This is a genomic window from Arthrobacter sp. Bi83, from assembly GCF_918698095.1.
Taxonomy (GTDB): Bacteria; Actinomycetota; Actinomycetes; order Actinomycetales; family Micrococcaceae; genus Arthrobacter.
Window position 1 is genome coordinate 30,887 of sequence record NZ_CAKKLY010000028.1, and the last position, 14,476, is coordinate 45,362.

A 14,476-nucleotide genomic window follows, 5' to 3' on the forward strand; every position below is an offset into this window, starting at 1 on the left:
GTCCACGAACTCCGTCCATGTAAGTAGTTAAGAAACTGCCCGGGATGTGCCAGTCGGCACATCCCGGGCAGTTTTCAAGCCTTACAGCGGGCGAATGTTCTCTGCCTGCGGTCCCTTGGGACCCTGGGTCACATCGAATTCGACCTTCTGGTTTTCATCCAGGGAGCGGTAGCCGCTGCTGGCAATTGCCGAGTAGTGCGCGAAAACATCTGCTGATCCGTCATCCGGAGCGATGAAGCCAAAACCCTTTTCGGCGTTGAACCATTTAACTGTGCCTGTTGCCATTACTACTACTTCCTTTGTAACCCTTTTCTGGTCCTGCTCCGACGGCAGGCAGATGCGGAGACTGTCTTCCGCTGTCTCAAACCTAGGGTGCGTACGCTGGCCGTGCAATAGCTACCGTCATCAACTGTCCCTCCTGTAACGGCAGATTCGGTCCGCAGGGGGTGGCCGGACCTGCGGTTTCCTGGTCCCGGGCAGGGCGAATTTGAAGACGTCCGCCTGCAGCAGCACGAAATCCCGGGGCATTCCGCGGGCTATGGAGGGTCCCCGATCTGCTCCTCCAAGGACCGGACTACCTCACGGTCCCAACGTCGGCTGCGGCGGTCGCAACCTCGGTAACAGTCCCGGCTGCGCCGTCCACAGTTACGGTCTGACCGGTGCGCAGCCTGCTGGTGGCGTCCGGCACGCCCACGACGGCGGGGATGCCGTACTCCCGGGCGACAACCGCCCCGTGGGATATGACGCCGCCCATTTCCATCACCAGCGCACCAGCGGTCAGGAAGAGCGGCGTCCAACCCGGATCTGTGGAAGGCGCCACCAGGATTTCCCCGGGTTCGAGGCGCGCGCCCACAGGGTCCAGGATCACCCTGACCCGTCCAGTGGCCGTGCCTGTGGATGCGGGTGTCCCGACCATTCCTCCGGGGGCCGCGGCCGCACCGGCGACCACGGCCGCGGCCGCAGCGGCGACCACGGCCTCGACGTCCGTGCCATCGGAGAGCAGGAGCCGGGGAATTCTCCGGCGCCGCAGTTCAGCATCATAAATTCGACGGCGGTCGGTCACCATTCCCTTCAGATCGGCGCCGCGCAGGCCCACGCGGACCTCGTCGAAGCTGAGGAAGAAGACGTCGGCGGCGGCGGCGACGGCACCGGTCCTGGCCATCTCGGCGCCGACGGCGGTGAGCTGCCTGTGCATTTCACCGAGCACCGTGACGACGTAGAACTTCGGAAGTTCGCGTAGCCCGCACAGCTGCCGTGACCGGTGCAGGCACAGCGCCACCAGACGGCCCCGCAGCTGGCTCCTTGTACGGGCCCGCTCAACGAGGCTGCGAATTCTCGCCTCCGCGTGATCGGACGCCCGCTGGAATTGCCGGTCCGGAGCCTGTTCCGGATCCTCCACCCGAAGGTAGTTGGAAATCATCCCGAGAAGATGGTCCGGCTTCTCGGCCCACCGGGGCATGCCCAAGTCGATCTCCGCCACGGCGCGGTGGCCATAACGTTCCAGGAATCCGCGCAGGCCGGCCTGCGCCACAGCGGGCAGCTCTCCTGCGGCGTAGCTGACGGCCAGTTCATCAGGCTGTTTGTCGAGGAATGCGCTGCGCGAGGCGGGGTCCCCGGCGATGGACACGGAAAAACGCCAGAGTTCAAGGTCCATTTCGGTGGTCACATTGTGGGGCAATCCGCGGAGGACTGCTTCCAGCTCGCGAGGTTCGGCAATTCCGCGCAGAAGCCAGCGGGCCAGGGCCAGCATCGTATAGCCCGTGGCGGGTCCCGGCAGTGTGGATCGGAAGAGGCCATCAACCGTCCGCGCCGCTGCATGCTCGGCGTGGTCGAGGCGCCGGAAGGCGGTAGCGGGCTCGCGCAGTGCCAGATCCTTCGCGAGGCGTTGTGCGAAGGTCCGTGCCCTGCGCAATTCTGCTTCCGGCCGGAGAACGGCTCGAATCAGGGCCGGAAGCAGCCACGTCACCAGGCCAGGGCTGGCAAAGGAACCGCCTCCGCGGGCCCCGTCCGCTGTGGCCGGCGCTTTCCTGAGCGGGTGCTTGATGACCCTGAATCTCGGGTCGTCCAGAAGTGCGGGGAGAACGGCTGCCGAGCGACCGTCCGCCAGGGGGAGCATTCTCACCAGGGCCCGGCGGCCGGACTTGCTGCGCACTAAAGGGGTGAGGTCCATATACATGCGCAGGCCGGGGCTGACGTAGGTCCACGGCGATCTGCGGTCGCCCCACATGCCCAGCGCGGAAAGCCCCATTGGCGTGATGGGGCGGGTCAGCCCCTGGAGCAGGGAGCCGCACAGATAAACGCGGACGTCGGATGTTGGCTCGGATTCAACGCCGAACGGTTCCGCGGACGATGGATCGGGCAGGGGGTACAGCGTGGTGATCGGACGCGACTGGGTCAGCCAAATCATGCCGCCGGCGTCGATGACCCATTCGACGTCCTGGGGTTCGCCGAACAGCCGCTGGGCGTCGAGGCCCAGCGCGGTCAGAGCACGGACCTCGGCGTCGGCAAGGCTCGGCTGGCCACCGGCGTTGCCGGGCTCGAGGTCGGCAGTGGCCGCACCGACGCGTCCGCGGACAAGCTGCAGAATCCGCCCCGTCGCACTGTCCACGGTGAAATGGTCCGGATTCACTGCCCCGGAGACCACCGCCTGGCCTGGTCCCGGGCTCGCATCGATGACGGTTTCACCGCGTGTGCCGGTTACCGGATTGGCGGTAAACAACACACCCGCAGTGGCGGCGTCGACGAAAAGCTGGACGACGACGGCGAGTCCTGTGTCACGATGGCTGATCCCGTTGGCCGAGCGGTAGGCAACCGCCCGGTCGGTCCACAGGGAGGCCCAGCATCGCCGGACGGCCTCGATCACAGCGTCGGCACCGACGACATCCAGGAACGAATCCTGTTGCCCGGCGAAGCTCGCGAAGGACAGGTCCTCCGCGGTGGCGGAGGAGCGAACCGCCACCGCCGGGGCGTGTTCGGCGCCGGGCGCGGCACCCAACGCTGCGTAGCCAGTGCGGAGGGCGGCTGCGACTTCCGGTGGGACCGGTGACGTCCCCACAAGCTCCCGCGCCCGCTGGGCAAGCTGGCGCTCGGCAGGCTGCGTCCGTTCAAGCTGGCGCTCGGCAATCGCTGCCTCGGCGTCGGTGGAGGCCGCCACGGGGCCGATCCCGTCAAGGCGAGCGGCCAGAGCGTCCAGCTCCCGTGGAACCGCCAGTGCGTAGGCCGAGGTGGTCAGGCAGAAACCTGGCGGCACGGGGAAACCCGCAGCGGCCAGCTTCCCGAGGTTGAGGGCCTTGCCGCCCACCCGGGAAAGTGGTGCCGAGCCGAGGCTGCCGAGCTCCAGCACGAGACTGTCCTGGTCGGCGTGCTGCGGGGAGGCCATCTCCGGCTCCCGGTTTCGCGGATTTCGGCCGCTAGGGAGCGTCCGAAGCCTCGCCCGTGTCCTCCCACATGACGTCAAGGTTGCGGAAGACCGGTGGTCCGTCACACAGCGCCGCCATCTTCGCGGCGAAGTCGGACGTTTCCGGCCGGTTGGAGTTTTCCATGGCCGACTCGTAGGAATCGAATTCGACGATGGTGAAGTAGGTCCCCGGCCGGTCGCGGTCCGCGGTGGCCACGATGCGACGGAACGTGGGGTCAGTCGCTCCCTCGGTCCTTGACGGACGGCCCAATTCTTCAATCTCCTTGATGCGGGAACTTTGGAATTCGATGATCTGCACAAACCCGGCCATGACGGCTCCTTGAGGGGCGGTGGATGCTGATGCCGATCACGCTAGACCCCGGCCCGCGGCCATGCAATAGCCGGAGCGGGTCCGTCTTATGGAGTCAGCAGCACCTTGATGGCCCGGCGTTCGTCCATTGCCTTGTAGGCCTCGGCTGCTTCCTCGAGCGGCATTTCGACGTCGAACACCCGGCCCGGGTTGATGGTCCCGGCCAGCACGTCTGCCAGCAGTTCCGGGATATATGTACGGGCGGGAGCCATCCCGCCTGCCACGGTGATGTTCCTATCGAACAGATAGCGCAGCGGAATCTCGGCGCCGCCGGTCGGTACCCCGACGAACCCCAGGGCGCCGCCTGGACGGACCGAATGCAGGGCCTGTTCCATGGACTCCTTGGTCCCCACGCACTCCAGCACCGAGTCCGCGAGGACGCCGCCGAGCAGCTCACGGACCTTCGCCACGCCGTTGTCGCCGCGTTCTTCCACGATGTCCGTGGCGCCAAACTCGCGGGCGATGGCCTGCCGGTCAGCGTGGCGCGACATCGCGATGATCCGCTCGGCACCCAAGCGCCTGGCTGCCAAGACACCGCACAGCCCCACGGCGCCGTCGCCCACCACCACAACGGTCCGGCCGGGCGAGACCTGGGCGCTGAGGGCGGCGTGGTGGCCGGTGGCCATGACGTCGGACAGCGTCAGGAGGTTCTTCCGGAGCGCATCGTCTGGGTCGCCGACGTCGGGCACCCTGACCAGGGTGGACTCGGCAAGGGGGACACGCACTGCCTGGCCCTGGCCGCCGTCGATCCTTAATCCTGCATCGTCCTTGCCGCCCCAGCCGGCGAGCCGGTCGCAGGCGACTGTGACGCCGTTCAGGCACTGCGGGCACTCGCCGCAGCTCACCACGAACGGGGCTATCACGAAGTCGCCCTCGTTGAGAGCCTTCACATCATCGCCGACGCTCTCCACCACGCCGATGAATTCGTGACCTATGGCGGAGGGTGCGTGGGTTGGCTTCACGCCGCGGTACGGCCACAGGTCTGAGCCGCACACACATGCTGCAGTCACCTTGACCACCGCGTCCGTGGGGAGCTGGACGGACGGATAGTCCCGGTCCTCCACCCTGATGTCTCCGGGGCCGTGGATAATGGTGGCGCGCATGGCTGCTCCTGTCGGAAGGTGGGCGTGACCTGAACGAGTGTAAACCCCGCACGCGTACGAGGCGGCCCAGCCTAGCGCATGCCCTCCCGGCGGATGGCGGTGGCGATGGCTGCTGCCCGCGTTTCCACTCCGAGCTTGGCGTAAATGTGGGCCAGGTGGGTTTTGACCGTGGCCTCGGAGATGAAGAGCCGCTGGCCGAGTTCGCGGTTGCTAAGCCCCTCGGTGAGGAGGCTCAGCAGCTCGGCTTCGCGCGGGGTCAGGACCTCGCCGGGATTGCGCAGCTGCTGGAACAGCCGGGAGGCCACCGGGGCGCTCATCACGCTCCTGCCCTGCACGGCACCCCGGATGGCGGCGAAAATCTCCTCCGGTGCGGCGTCCTTGAGCAGGTAGCCCATGGCGCCGGCGTCCACCGCGCGGACGATGTCGGCGTCGGAATCGTATGTGGTGAACACGAGCACCGCCTGCCGCCTATTGCATTCGCGGATCCTCCGGATGGCTTCGATGCCGTCCATGCCGGCGCCCATGGCCAGGTCCATGACCACTACAGCAGGGGAATGTTCCTCTACCTTCGCCAAGGCTTCTTCGCCTGATGCGGCCTCGGCCACGACGTCGATGTCCGGCTGGGTTCCCAGCAGCGCCTTGAGCCCGCTCCGGACCACGAGGTGATCGTCAGCGAGGAGGACGGTGATGGCGCTCATGCGTCCTCCCTGGCAGGCAGTTGCGCGGCCACGATGGTCCCTTCCCCGGGGGTGCTTTCCACCGAGAATACGCCGCCCAGCTGTTCCACCCGCTGCCGCATGGCCCGCAGCCCGTAGCCTCCGGCGTCCGATGGCGGTGCTGCCGCCGCCGGATCAAAGCCGCCGCCGTCGTCGTAAATGTCCAGGGTGACGGCCTCCGGAAGGAAGCCGAGCGTCAGCGTCGCGTTCGCTGCGGACGCGTGGAGCTGGATATTGGCTGCCGCGCTCTGAACCACCCTCAGGAGTGTGTGGCGGACGTCCGCGGGAACGGGCCGCCGCTCGCCGGTGACCAGCAGCCGCGCCCCGGGGACATACTGCGAGGCGGCCTGCAGCAGGGCCTCGGGCAGGGGAGAGGCGTCCAGTCCGGGGGAAGCGAGCTCGTGGACGAGGCTCCGCGTTTCTGACAGGTTCCGGCGGAGCAGCCCGCTGGCCTGGCTGAGGTCCTGCCGGGACGACGGGGCAGGCCAGGCGCGGTTCGCCGCTTCCAGGAGCAGCAGGCTGCTGGCCAGGCCCTGCGTGACGGTGTCGTGGATTTCGCGGGACACACGCTCACGCTCGGCAATGGTGCCGGCCCGGCGCTCGCTGGCGGCCAGCTGTCCCTGGGCGAGCGACACCTCAGCGTGCAGGCGGCGCTGCTCCGCGGCGTCGTGCTCGATGCGGTCGTAGATCAGCGTCAGCATGACGCCGACGGCAAGCGGACCAAGCAGCATGGCGAGGTCGGTGCCGTCACTGAGCCGGAACAGCCCGACGGCGGTGGCGGCGGCCGTCGCGCCCGCTGCGATGTAGGCCACCGCCCCCCGGAATGCCGTGCGGCAGAGGAAGAACAGCGCAAACGAACACCACGCGAAGCTGGGCGCGGCAACCACCAAGACCGCCCACACGGCGACGAGGATGAACATCCAGACGGCCCAGGGACGCCCGCGCTGGGCAAGCACGGCGATGACGGCGTAGAGAACGCAGGCGGCGGCGGCCAGGCCGGGGACCATGAGGTTGTCAGCAGGGCTGTGCCGCATCACGTAACGCACCACCGACGCCACCAGCAGCACCGCGAAACCCAGGTGGACCGCGGCGTCAATCCTGCCCAGAGGGCCTGATGCCTGGGCTGTCCGGCCGGGCAGGGTTTCCTGGGGGAGTGCTGGGGCTGAGGAAGGCATGGCGTCCGGTTCCGGTGGAGGGAGTGCTATCCACCATGCTATTGCCCGCGCCGTTGCTCGTCCCTCAGCCTTTTGGCTGATCCTGCTGGCTGTTAGGGGGAGCACGGTGCCGACGAAGGCCCGATGTGCGCGTTCGGAGCAGGCGGCACGATGGAAATGTACCCGATTCCGCTACCGGATTTCAGCTGAGTCTCAGCGCTAAAAAGGAGAACTACCGTGAAAAAGTCCACCAAGGTTTTTGCCGCCGCCGCGGCCGGAGCGCTTGTCCTGACGGCCGGTGCGACCGCCGCCGCCAACTCCGGAATCGGTTCCTCGGCGCGGGCGGCTGAGCCGGCTTCGGTGTCCGCCGCCGCACGCGCTGCCGTGCCTGCCGCGGACGTCCGGCCAGTGCCAGCTAACGTCGTGGCGCAGAGCCGGATCACCGTCGGCGCCTCGGCCAAGGCGGTGGGCGCGGCGCTTGCCAAGTGCCAGGCGGACAAGCTGCCCTTCGTCACGGTAGCGCTGGTCGACCGGTTTGGCGCTGTGCAGGCAATCCTCCGGGGCGACAACGCGGCTGAGCACACCATCGAATCGGCCAAGCGGAAGGCCTATACCGCTGCCGCTTTTGGTGCCCCCACGAGCGAGCTGGCGAAGCGCATCACGGGCAACGGCCCCAGCATCGCCGACCTTCCCGGCACGCTGTTCCTGCCAGGCGGAGTGCCGCTCAAGGTCAACGGCGTGTCCGTGGCCGGCATCGGCGTGGGCGGCGCCCCGGAAGGCAAGCTCGACGAAGCCTGCGCGGCAGCGGGTGCCGATGCCATCGCCGGATAGGTTCAGTTCATGAGGTGGTTCAAGGCCGCTGGACGGCGCCGGGACGGATGTCGGTTGTGAGCGCACTAGCGGCCGTTACCGTGGCAGCAGCAGTGGCAGGATGCAGCGCCGTGGGCGCAGTAGGCACGGCGTCAGACAGCGCTGCCACCGCCGAACCCAGTGCGCCATCGGCGGCCACCTCGAGTCCGGCCACGCCGCGCCTGGGAACGCCAGGCCCGGCAAAGTCGCAGACTTCCACGCCGACAGGGGCCACGGCTTCGCGCCCGGCGCCGCCCCGGGAGGCCCAGGCGGAGCTCGACCGGCGGCTGATCCTTGCAGCCATAGCCTACAATGCGCCGCTGGTCAAGCAGCTGATCCGGGCCGGCGGTAACGTCAACGCCAAGGACGCGATCCAGGATTCGGCGTTCCTCTACGCCGGAGCTGAAGGGTTCAACGACGTGCTTCGGCTGACCCTGGCCAACGGTGCGGATGTGTCCAGTACCAACCGCTACGGCGGGACTGCACTCATACCGGCCAGCGAACACGGCCATGTGGACACGGTCCGGATCCTTATCGCCGCGGGAGTTCCCGTAAACCACGTGAACAACCTCGGCTGGACTGCCATGCAGGAGGCCGTCCTGCTCAACAATGGCGGTCCTAGGCAACAGGAAGTGGTCCGGCTGCTCCTGGCGGCCGGCGCCGACCCCTCCATCCGTGACCCCCAGGGCCGGACGGCTTTGGACAATGCGGAGCGCCTGGGCTTTGCCGACATTGCGGCCCTGATCCGGGGCCGGAGCTAGATGGCCATGCCCACATCGCCGTCCTGACCTTCATTCGGCCGCCACGCAGCCGACACGCGGGTGAATTCGCGTGTCGGCGCGGTCTGCGGACAAAAGAAGGTCAGGACGGTTCGGCGCCCGGGCTTAGACGGCCTCGAGGACGCTGACGTAGTTGGCGATTCCCACGCCGCCCATGTTCTGCACCGCTGCCCGGCGGGGGCTGGCCAGCTGCATGTCGCCGGCGGTGCCGGTGAGCTGCATGGCTGCGATGACGTGCTGGGAAACGCCCGTCGCGCCCACGGGGTGTCCCTTGGCCTTGAGGCCGCCGGACACATTGACGGGCAGCTTCCCGTCCTTGAACACCCAGCCTTCCTCGATGGCGCGGACACCCTGCCCAGGTTCCGTAAGGCCCATTGCTTCGTACATGAGCAGCTCGGCGATGGTGAAGCAGTCATGGACTTCTGCGAAGTCCAGGTCCTCGATCCCGACGCCGGCCATCGCCAGGGCCCGCTCCCAGGAGACCCGGGTGGCGGCGAAGGCGGTGGGGTCGCGGCGTTCTGCGGGGAAGAAGTCGTTCGCGTGGCCGAAACCGGCGAGCCGGACCGGGGCAGTGACCCCGGCGGTCGGTGAGACAGACAGCACGACGGCGGCGGCGCCGTCGGACACGGGGGAGCAATCGGTGCGGCGCAGCGGGTCGGCCACCATCGGGTTCTTGTCCGACACCGTGCGGCAGAACTCCTCGCCGAGGTCTTTGCGGAGCTGGGCATAGGGGTTGTCCACGCCGTTGCGGTGGTTCTTGGCCGCGATGGTGCCCAGGACGTCGCCGAGGTTCCCGACGCTGGATCCGTAGCGCTTCCCGTAATGCTTGGCCACCTCCGCGAAGAGCCCGGTGAAACCGGTGGTGGAGGCCTTGCCGGCCATGTCGTAATCCGCCCCCAGCAGCGCCGCACCCACGACGTCCGCCGCCGCATGGGTCATCTTCTCGGCCCCAATCACAAGCACGGTCTTTGCGGTGCCTGCCAGCAGCGACTTGGTGCCCTGCTGGAACGCGGCCGACCCCGAGGCGCAGGCATTCTCAAGCCGCGTGGCGGGGACGTTGGCCAGCTGCTCCGAGACCTGCAGCGCGAGCGAGGACGGGAACGCCAGCGGCATCATGCCGGAGTTGAACTGGCCGAGGTAGATCTCGTCGATCTGGCCGGGTTCGATCCCGGCGTTGCCGATAGCCTCGGTGGCGACCTGAACGATCAGGGATTCAAGGGTCTCGTCCGTCAGCTTGCCGAAGCGGCTGTGGCCCCAGCCGGTGAGCAGGACGTCCTTGCCGAACTGATCTTTGAGGCTCATGCTGAGGCTCCTTCCAAAGCGGGGGCGGCATTTTCGAGTGCGACCGTGAACTCCGCCTCGGTCTTCCCACGGATTTCCTCCACGGTGACCCCTGGAGCGAGGCGGGTGAGCGTGAGCTGCGGGCCGCCGTCGTCCGTCTTTTCCAGGTCGAAGACCGCGAGGTCGCTGATGATCCGGTCCACCACCCGGAGGCCCGTGAGCGGCAGGGTGCACTCCTTGACGATCTTGGCGCTGCCGTCCTTCGCGTTGTGCTCGGTGAGGACGACGACGCGCGGGGTCCCGGCGACGAGGTCCATGGCGCCGCCCATGCCCTTGACCATCTTGCCGGGGATGGTCCAGTTGGCGAGGTCGCCGCTGCCGGAGACCTGCATGGCCCCCAGGATGGCAACCTTGACGTGGCCGCCGCGGATCATCCCGAAGGACGTGGCGGAGTCGAAGATGCTGCCGCCTGGCAGCACGGTGACGGTCTGCTTGCCGGCGTTGATGAGGTCGGCGTCTTCCTCGCCCTCGAACGGAAACGGGCCCATGCCGAGCAGCCCGTTCTCGCTCTGGAGCACGACACGAACGCCCTGGGGCAGGTTGTTGGCCACGAGCGTGGGGATGCCGATGCCCAGGTTCACGTAGTCGCCGTCGTTGAGTTCCTCGGCCGCGATGGCAGCCATTTCATCCCTGGTCCAGGCCATGGGTTTCTCCTTGGGGGTTCAAATTCGGGGGGCTTAAGTGTTCGTTCGCGCTGGGTTAGGCGGGGACGGGCTCGACGCGCGGGCGCACGGTGCGCTGCTCGATGTCCTTGACGCGCTTGCTCGCCTGGACGAGGCGCTGGACGTAGACGCCGGGGGTGACGATGTGGTTCGGGTCCAGCTCGCCGGGCTCCACGATCACCTCGGCCTCGGCGATCGTCACGGCGCCGGCGGTGGCCACCACAGGGTTGAAGTTGCGGGCGGTGAAGCGGTAGATCAGGTTGCCGTCCGTGTCGGCCGTGTGCGCGTGGACCAGTGCGACGTCGGCGCGGATGGCGCGCTCCTGAACGTACGTTTCGCCGTCGAACTCGGCGAGCGGTTTGCCTTCGGCAACCAGGGTGCCCACGCCGGTTTTGGTGTAGAACGCGGGGATGCCGGCGCCGCCGGCGCGGAGCCGCTCGGCCAGTGTTCCCTGCGGCGTGAACTCCACCTCCAGCAGGCCGGCCAGGTACTGCTCGGCGAATAGCTTGTTCTCGCCCACGTAGGAGGCGATCACCTTGCGGACCTGGCCGGCCTCGATCAGGACACCGAGGCCCTTGCCGTCCACGCCCATGTTGTTGGACACCACCGTCAGGTCGCCGACGCCCGACTCCCGGACGGCCTCGATCAGGTCTGCCGGGATGCCGCTCAGGCCAAAGCCGCCGACGGCGAGCGTCATGCCGTCCCGGAGCACATCCTGCAAGGCCTCGGCCGCTGCGGATCTAAGTTTGGACATCGCATCTCCTCATCGAGCTGGGTTGGATCGTTGGGGGTTGGAGCGCGGGGGCTCCAATGGGCTGCTGGCAGACCGTCCCGAAAAATGCTCGTCGTTTGTTCCACTTTGTGGACTCAAGCTCTGGATGTTGAGCGTACGGGCGCCCGAGGGGCACTGTCAAGGACAAAATTGTCCCTACATCTGGCCATTTTTACAGTGTGGACGGTAGTCTTCAAACTATCCACATTATGGATATACGAAGGAGAGTTATGAACCCGACACCCGTTCAGGGAGCCCAGGTGGTCAGCCGCATTGCCGGACTGTTGCGCATCGTGGGCCGCAGGCCGGAGGGAAGCTCCCTGGTGGAACTTGTGCGCGAATCCGGCCTCACCCGGCCCACGGTCCACCGCCTTCTCGCCTCTTTGGCCGCGGAAGGACTCCTGGACCACGATGCCCGGACCGGCAACTGGGTCCTGGGCCCGGAGGTTCTCCTGATGGGATCGGTGGCCTCCGCCCGGTTCCCGCTGGAGGACATTGCCAGGCCCAGCCTGCGGCGGTTGGCCGAGGAAACAGGCGAGAGCGCCTTCTTCTCCGTCCGAAGGGGCTCCGAGACCGTCTGCCTGCTGCGCGAGGAAGGAAGCTTCCCCGTGCGCTCGTTCGTGCTGCATGAGGGCGTCAGGTTTCCACTGGGCGTGGCATCGGCAGGCACGGCCATCCTTGCCTTCCTGCCGGAAAACGAGCAGAAGCAGGTCCTGTCCGGGTGGCCCGTACACGCCGGAAAGTTCGCAGAAGGGCACCCGGAGGCACTGGTCCGGGCCAACCTGAAGCAAACCCGCCAGCTGGGCTATTCGGTGAACCCCGGTCTGGTGCTGGAAGGCAGCTGGGGAATGGGCGCGGCCGTGTTCGACCAGGCCAACCGTCCGGCGTGGGCACTGTCCCTGACCGGGATCGAGCCGCGTTTCCGCGAAGACCGGCAGGAGTTCCTGGGCCGGCTCCTCCTCGAAGAGGCACACCGGATCTCAGCCCTGCTCCGCACGCCCAGCGCCGGCTGACCACCCTCGGCATCTCGACAATTTCCTCGACGCGGAGCACCATGGGAACTGTATCTGTAGTCTCGGACCGACCGGCTTCGACCGCACGCCGTCGGCCACGAATCAGGGCTCTGACGGCTCAACAGAACCACAACTTATCCCTTCGAGAACCGGAAAGTCCCGTGTTGTCGCCTAGTTCGGTGGCGGGTCCGGTTCCGAGGCCTCTTCCCTTCCCTGGGCTGGGCGACAGAGAAAAGCAGAAGGGTCCCGCTGGATCCGCGCCGCTCTGGCATCGGTCCGGTACCGCAATCTGCGGGCCGGTACCTTCCCGGCCGCACCGCGGCTGCCAACGCCCAGCGTAAAGGAATGAGTCGCATGACTCTCAAACCAAAAAACCACCAAAGGCCGCACCTGCTGCGCCTTCTCCTCGCCTTTTTGGCGGCCATCCTCCTGCCGCTGTCACTTAGTACCGCTGCTGTTGCCGACGATGAGAACTCGCCGAAGACCTGGACCGTCCAAGTCGGCTCAGAGTCCTCAGACCAGGCCATCCAGGGGATGTCCTTCCTTCCGTCGAACATCTATATCAACGCGGGAGACAAGATCAAGTGGGAGGCAAACGCCGCAGAAATCCACACCGTGACGTTCTTGGCGAAAGGCAAGCCGCTCACGCCGTTCAACCCCTTTGATCCGAAGCAGTTAAGCCGGCAGGGAGGCACCACGTATGACGGCCACTCGTACTTCAACTCCGGAATCATGGCCAATGTCTCCAACACCGGATTCAAAGCGGTGGAGCGTTACACGCTGAAGTTCACGCACACCGGCAAGTTCACCTACTACTGCGTTGTGCATGGCATGGCGATGAAGGGTACGGTCCATGTCCGCGCAGCCGGAACCGACTACCCGTTCACGCAGTCGCAGTACGACCGCCTGACCAAGAAAGAGGAACGGAAGATCGTGCGGGACGGCGAGAAGCAATGGGAGGCGGCCCGCAAGCAGGCCAGCAACCACAAGGTGATCGCCGGAACGGACAACGGAACCGCGATGCTGATGCGGTTTGTCCACCACGAGATTGTCGTCCACCTCGGCGACACTGTGACCTTCGTGAATTCCGGCATGGGTGCGCCGCACACCGTGACGTTCGGGCACGAGCCGGCCAATGTGTTCGCGCCGGTGGGCAATCCCAAGAACTTCAAGGGCGGGGACCTCAGCTCCGGCCTGATGGAGCCCGGGGCAAAATTCACCGTGACCTTCAACAAGGTGGGCGAGTACGACTACCTCTGCGCCCTGCATGACTACATGGGCATGGTGGGAGAGGTGGAAGTCAGGCGCTGACCGGACTCCTGATGTCTCCTTGTGACGCCTGCAGTTCCCTGCCTACCCTTGCACTAGAGGCCAGGGACAGCAGCAAAGGAGCCAGCGCCATGAGCACCAGGATCTACTTCGACGAATACGGCGGCCCGCAGGTCCTGAAGGTAGGAGCCGAGGAACTGCCTGAGCCCGGCGAGGGCCAAGTCCGCGTGGAATTCCGGGCGGTCAGCGTCAACCCTGTGGACTGGAAACTTGTGGCCGGCTACCTGAAACAATGGGCACCGCTGGATTTTCCGGCGGTGCCCGGCAGCGAGGCAGCCGGCGTGGTCACAGCTGTGGGGCCCGCCTTCGAGGGGTTTGCCGTCGGCGATGAAGTGATCTGGAACGGCCTCACCGGCGGCTACCGCACGGAAGCCCTGGTCCCGGCCGAACAGCTCACCCCGCTCCCTGCCGGGGTCGACTTCGAACAGGCGGCATGCATCCCCGTGGCCGGCGGCACCGCGTACTCTGCCCTGAAGCAGCTCGGAGTGGGCCCCGGAGACACCCTCCTCATCCATGCCGCGGCCGGAGGAGTGGGCTCGGCCGCGGTCCAGATCGCCGTAGCACTCGGGGCACGGGTGGTCGGCACGGCGTCCGAGTCCAACCACGAGTACCTCCGCGAGTTGGGTGCCGAACCCGTGACCTACGGAGCGGGGCTGGCAGACCGGGTGCGGGATCTGAGCCACGCCACGGGTGATGTCACCGCTGTGTTCGACACCATCGGCAACGACGAGGCCGTTGCCGCGACGGCCCAACTGCTGCAGGACCGCAGCCGCGCCGTAACAACAGTTCCCGGCAAGCACTCGGCGGAAGCCGGAATCGCCGCCGTCCGGCAGCTGGAAGGACGCGTTGAGGAAGTGGCTACCCTCACTGCGGACGGCCAGATCACCTTCCACATCTCCCACCGGATGCCCCTCATTGAGGCTGCCGATGCCCTGGAGATCAGCAGGACGGGCCACGGCCGCGGCAAGATCGTGCTGCTGCCCTAGGAGCC

General features: G+C 66.9%; 14 protein-coding genes. 5 read left to right on the plus strand and 9 right to left on the minus strand.

What is annotated here, in order from left to right:
• Positions 1-81: 81 nt before the first annotated feature.
• From LQ144_RS14010 to LQ144_RS14035, 6 genes are all read right to left on the minus strand, one after another.
• Positions 82-285 (minus strand): cold-shock protein, encoded by a 204-nt coding sequence (locus LQ144_RS14010; RefSeq protein ID WP_013599688.1) that lies wholly within the window; start codon positions 283-285, stop codon positions 82-84.
• Positions 286-574: 289 nt separating this feature from the next.
• Positions 575-3,379, minus strand: a complete 2,805-nt coding sequence (locus LQ144_RS14015) for a PEP/pyruvate-binding domain-containing protein (protein WP_230119310.1) — start codon at positions 3,377-3,379, stop codon at positions 575-577.
• A gap of 31 nt (positions 3,380-3,410) precedes the next feature.
• The gene (locus tag LQ144_RS14020; protein ID WP_230119311.1) at positions 3,411-3,728 is read right to left on the minus strand and encodes a hypothetical protein; all 318 of its coding nucleotides are present in this window, start codon (positions 3,726-3,728) and stop codon (positions 3,411-3,413) included.
• 86 nt (positions 3,729-3,814) lie between these two features.
• The gene (locus LQ144_RS14025; protein ID WP_230119312.1) at positions 3,815-4,870 is read right to left on the minus strand and encodes a zinc-dependent alcohol dehydrogenase family protein; all 1,056 of its coding nucleotides are present in this window, start codon (positions 4,868-4,870) and stop codon (positions 3,815-3,817) included.
• Positions 4,871-4,941: 71 nt separating this feature from the next.
• Positions 4,942-5,568, minus strand: coding sequence for a response regulator transcription factor (locus LQ144_RS14030; RefSeq protein WP_230119313.1), 627 nt, complete (start codon positions 5,566-5,568; stop codon positions 4,942-4,944).
• Complete coding sequence (locus LQ144_RS14035) at positions 5,565-6,761, minus strand: histidine kinase (RefSeq protein ID WP_230119314.1); 1,197 nt, start codon at positions 6,759-6,761, stop codon at positions 5,565-5,567. The genes LQ144_RS14030 and LQ144_RS14035 overlap by 4 nt, the downstream gene beginning before the upstream one ends.
• 216 nt (positions 6,762-6,977) lie before the next feature.
• Here LQ144_RS14035 and LQ144_RS14040 point away from each other — a divergent pair, with 216 nt between their 5' ends.
• Positions 6,978-7,571, plus strand: coding sequence for a heme-binding protein (locus tag LQ144_RS14040; protein ID WP_230119315.1), 594 nt, complete (start codon positions 6,978-6,980; stop codon positions 7,569-7,571).
• A gap of 200 nt (positions 7,572-7,771) precedes the next feature.
• Positions 7,772-8,350, plus strand: a complete 579-nt coding sequence (locus LQ144_RS14045; protein ID WP_230119342.1) for an ankyrin repeat domain-containing protein — start codon at positions 7,772-7,774, stop codon at positions 8,348-8,350.
• Positions 8,351-8,473: 123 nt separating this feature from the next.
• Here LQ144_RS14045 and LQ144_RS14050 read toward each other — a convergent pair whose 3' ends face one another.
• The 3 genes from LQ144_RS14050 to LQ144_RS14060 are packed head-to-tail and all read right to left on the minus strand — an operon-like array spanning position 8,474 to position 11,125.
• Complete coding sequence (locus LQ144_RS14050; protein WP_230119316.1) at positions 8,474-9,670, minus strand: acetyl-CoA acetyltransferase; 1,197 nt, start codon at positions 9,668-9,670, stop codon at positions 8,474-8,476.
• Positions 9,667-10,353, minus strand: a complete 687-nt coding sequence (locus LQ144_RS14055) for a CoA transferase subunit B (protein WP_230119317.1) — start codon at positions 10,351-10,353, stop codon at positions 9,667-9,669. The genes LQ144_RS14050 and LQ144_RS14055 overlap by 4 nt, the downstream gene beginning before the upstream one ends.
• 55 nt (positions 10,354-10,408) lie before the next feature.
• Positions 10,409-11,125, minus strand: coding sequence for a CoA transferase subunit A (locus LQ144_RS14060; protein ID WP_230119318.1), 717 nt, complete (start codon positions 11,123-11,125; stop codon positions 10,409-10,411).
• Positions 11,126-11,373: 248 nt separating this feature from the next.
• Between LQ144_RS14060 and LQ144_RS14065 the strand changes: the two genes are divergently transcribed.
• The 3 genes from LQ144_RS14065 (at position 11,374) to LQ144_RS14075 (ending at position 14,471) form a co-directional block, all read left to right on the plus strand.
• Positions 11,374-12,156 carry an IclR family transcriptional regulator gene (locus LQ144_RS14065; protein WP_230119319.1) on the plus strand — a complete coding sequence of 261 codons (783 nt, stop codon included), beginning with the start codon at positions 11,374-11,376 and terminating at the stop codon, positions 12,154-12,156.
• Between the two features lie 354 nt (positions 12,157-12,510).
• Positions 12,511-13,467 (plus strand): plastocyanin/azurin family copper-binding protein, encoded by a 957-nt coding sequence (locus tag LQ144_RS14070; RefSeq protein WP_230119320.1) that lies wholly within the window; start codon positions 12,511-12,513, stop codon positions 13,465-13,467.
• An 89-nt stretch (positions 13,468-13,556) separates the two neighbouring features.
• Positions 13,557-14,471 carry an NADP-dependent oxidoreductase gene (locus tag LQ144_RS14075; protein WP_230119321.1) on the plus strand — a complete coding sequence of 305 codons (915 nt, stop codon included), beginning with the start codon at positions 13,557-13,559 and terminating at the stop codon, positions 14,469-14,471.
• Positions 14,472-14,476 lie beyond the last annotated feature (5 nt).

Bases quoted from the DNA above. Each gene is read 5' to 3' on its own strand.
- LQ144_RS14010 (WP_013599688.1), bottom strand. From the start codon at position 285: ATGGCAACAGGCACAGTTAAATGGTTCAACGCCGAAAAGGGTTTTGGC.
- LQ144_RS14015 (WP_230119310.1), bottom strand. From the start codon at position 3,379: ATGGCCTCCCCGCAGCACGCCGACCAGGACAGTCTCGTGCTGGAGCTC.
- LQ144_RS14020 (WP_230119311.1), bottom strand. From the start codon at position 3,728: ATGGCCGGGTTTGTGCAGATCATCGAATTCCAAAGTTCCCGCATCAAG.
- LQ144_RS14025 (WP_230119312.1), bottom strand. From the start codon at position 4,870: ATGCGCGCCACCATTATCCACGGCCCCGGAGACATCAGGGTGGAGGAC.
- LQ144_RS14030 (WP_230119313.1), bottom strand. From the start codon at position 5,568: ATGAGCGCCATCACCGTCCTCCTCGCTGACGATCACCTCGTGGTCCGG.
- LQ144_RS14035 (WP_230119314.1), bottom strand. From the start codon at position 6,761: ATGCCTTCCTCAGCCCCAGCACTCCCCCAGGAAACCCTGCCCGGCCGG.
- LQ144_RS14050 (WP_230119316.1), bottom strand. From the start codon at position 9,670: ATGAGCCTCAAAGATCAGTTCGGCAAGGACGTCCTGCTCACCGGCTGG.
- LQ144_RS14055 (WP_230119317.1), bottom strand. From the start codon at position 10,353: ATGGCCTGGACCAGGGATGAAATGGCTGCCATCGCGGCCGAGGAACTC.
- LQ144_RS14060 (WP_230119318.1), bottom strand. From the start codon at position 11,125: ATGTCCAAACTTAGATCCGCAGCGGCCGAGGCCTTGCAGGATGTGCTC.
- LQ144_RS14065 (WP_230119319.1), top strand. From the start codon at position 11,374: ATGAACCCGACACCCGTTCAGGGAGCCCAGGTGGTCAGCCGCATTGCC.
- LQ144_RS14070 (WP_230119320.1), top strand. From the start codon at position 12,511: ATGACTCTCAAACCAAAAAACCACCAAAGGCCGCACCTGCTGCGCCTT.
- LQ144_RS14075 (WP_230119321.1), top strand. From the start codon at position 13,557: ATGAGCACCAGGATCTACTTCGACGAATACGGCGGCCCGCAGGTCCTG.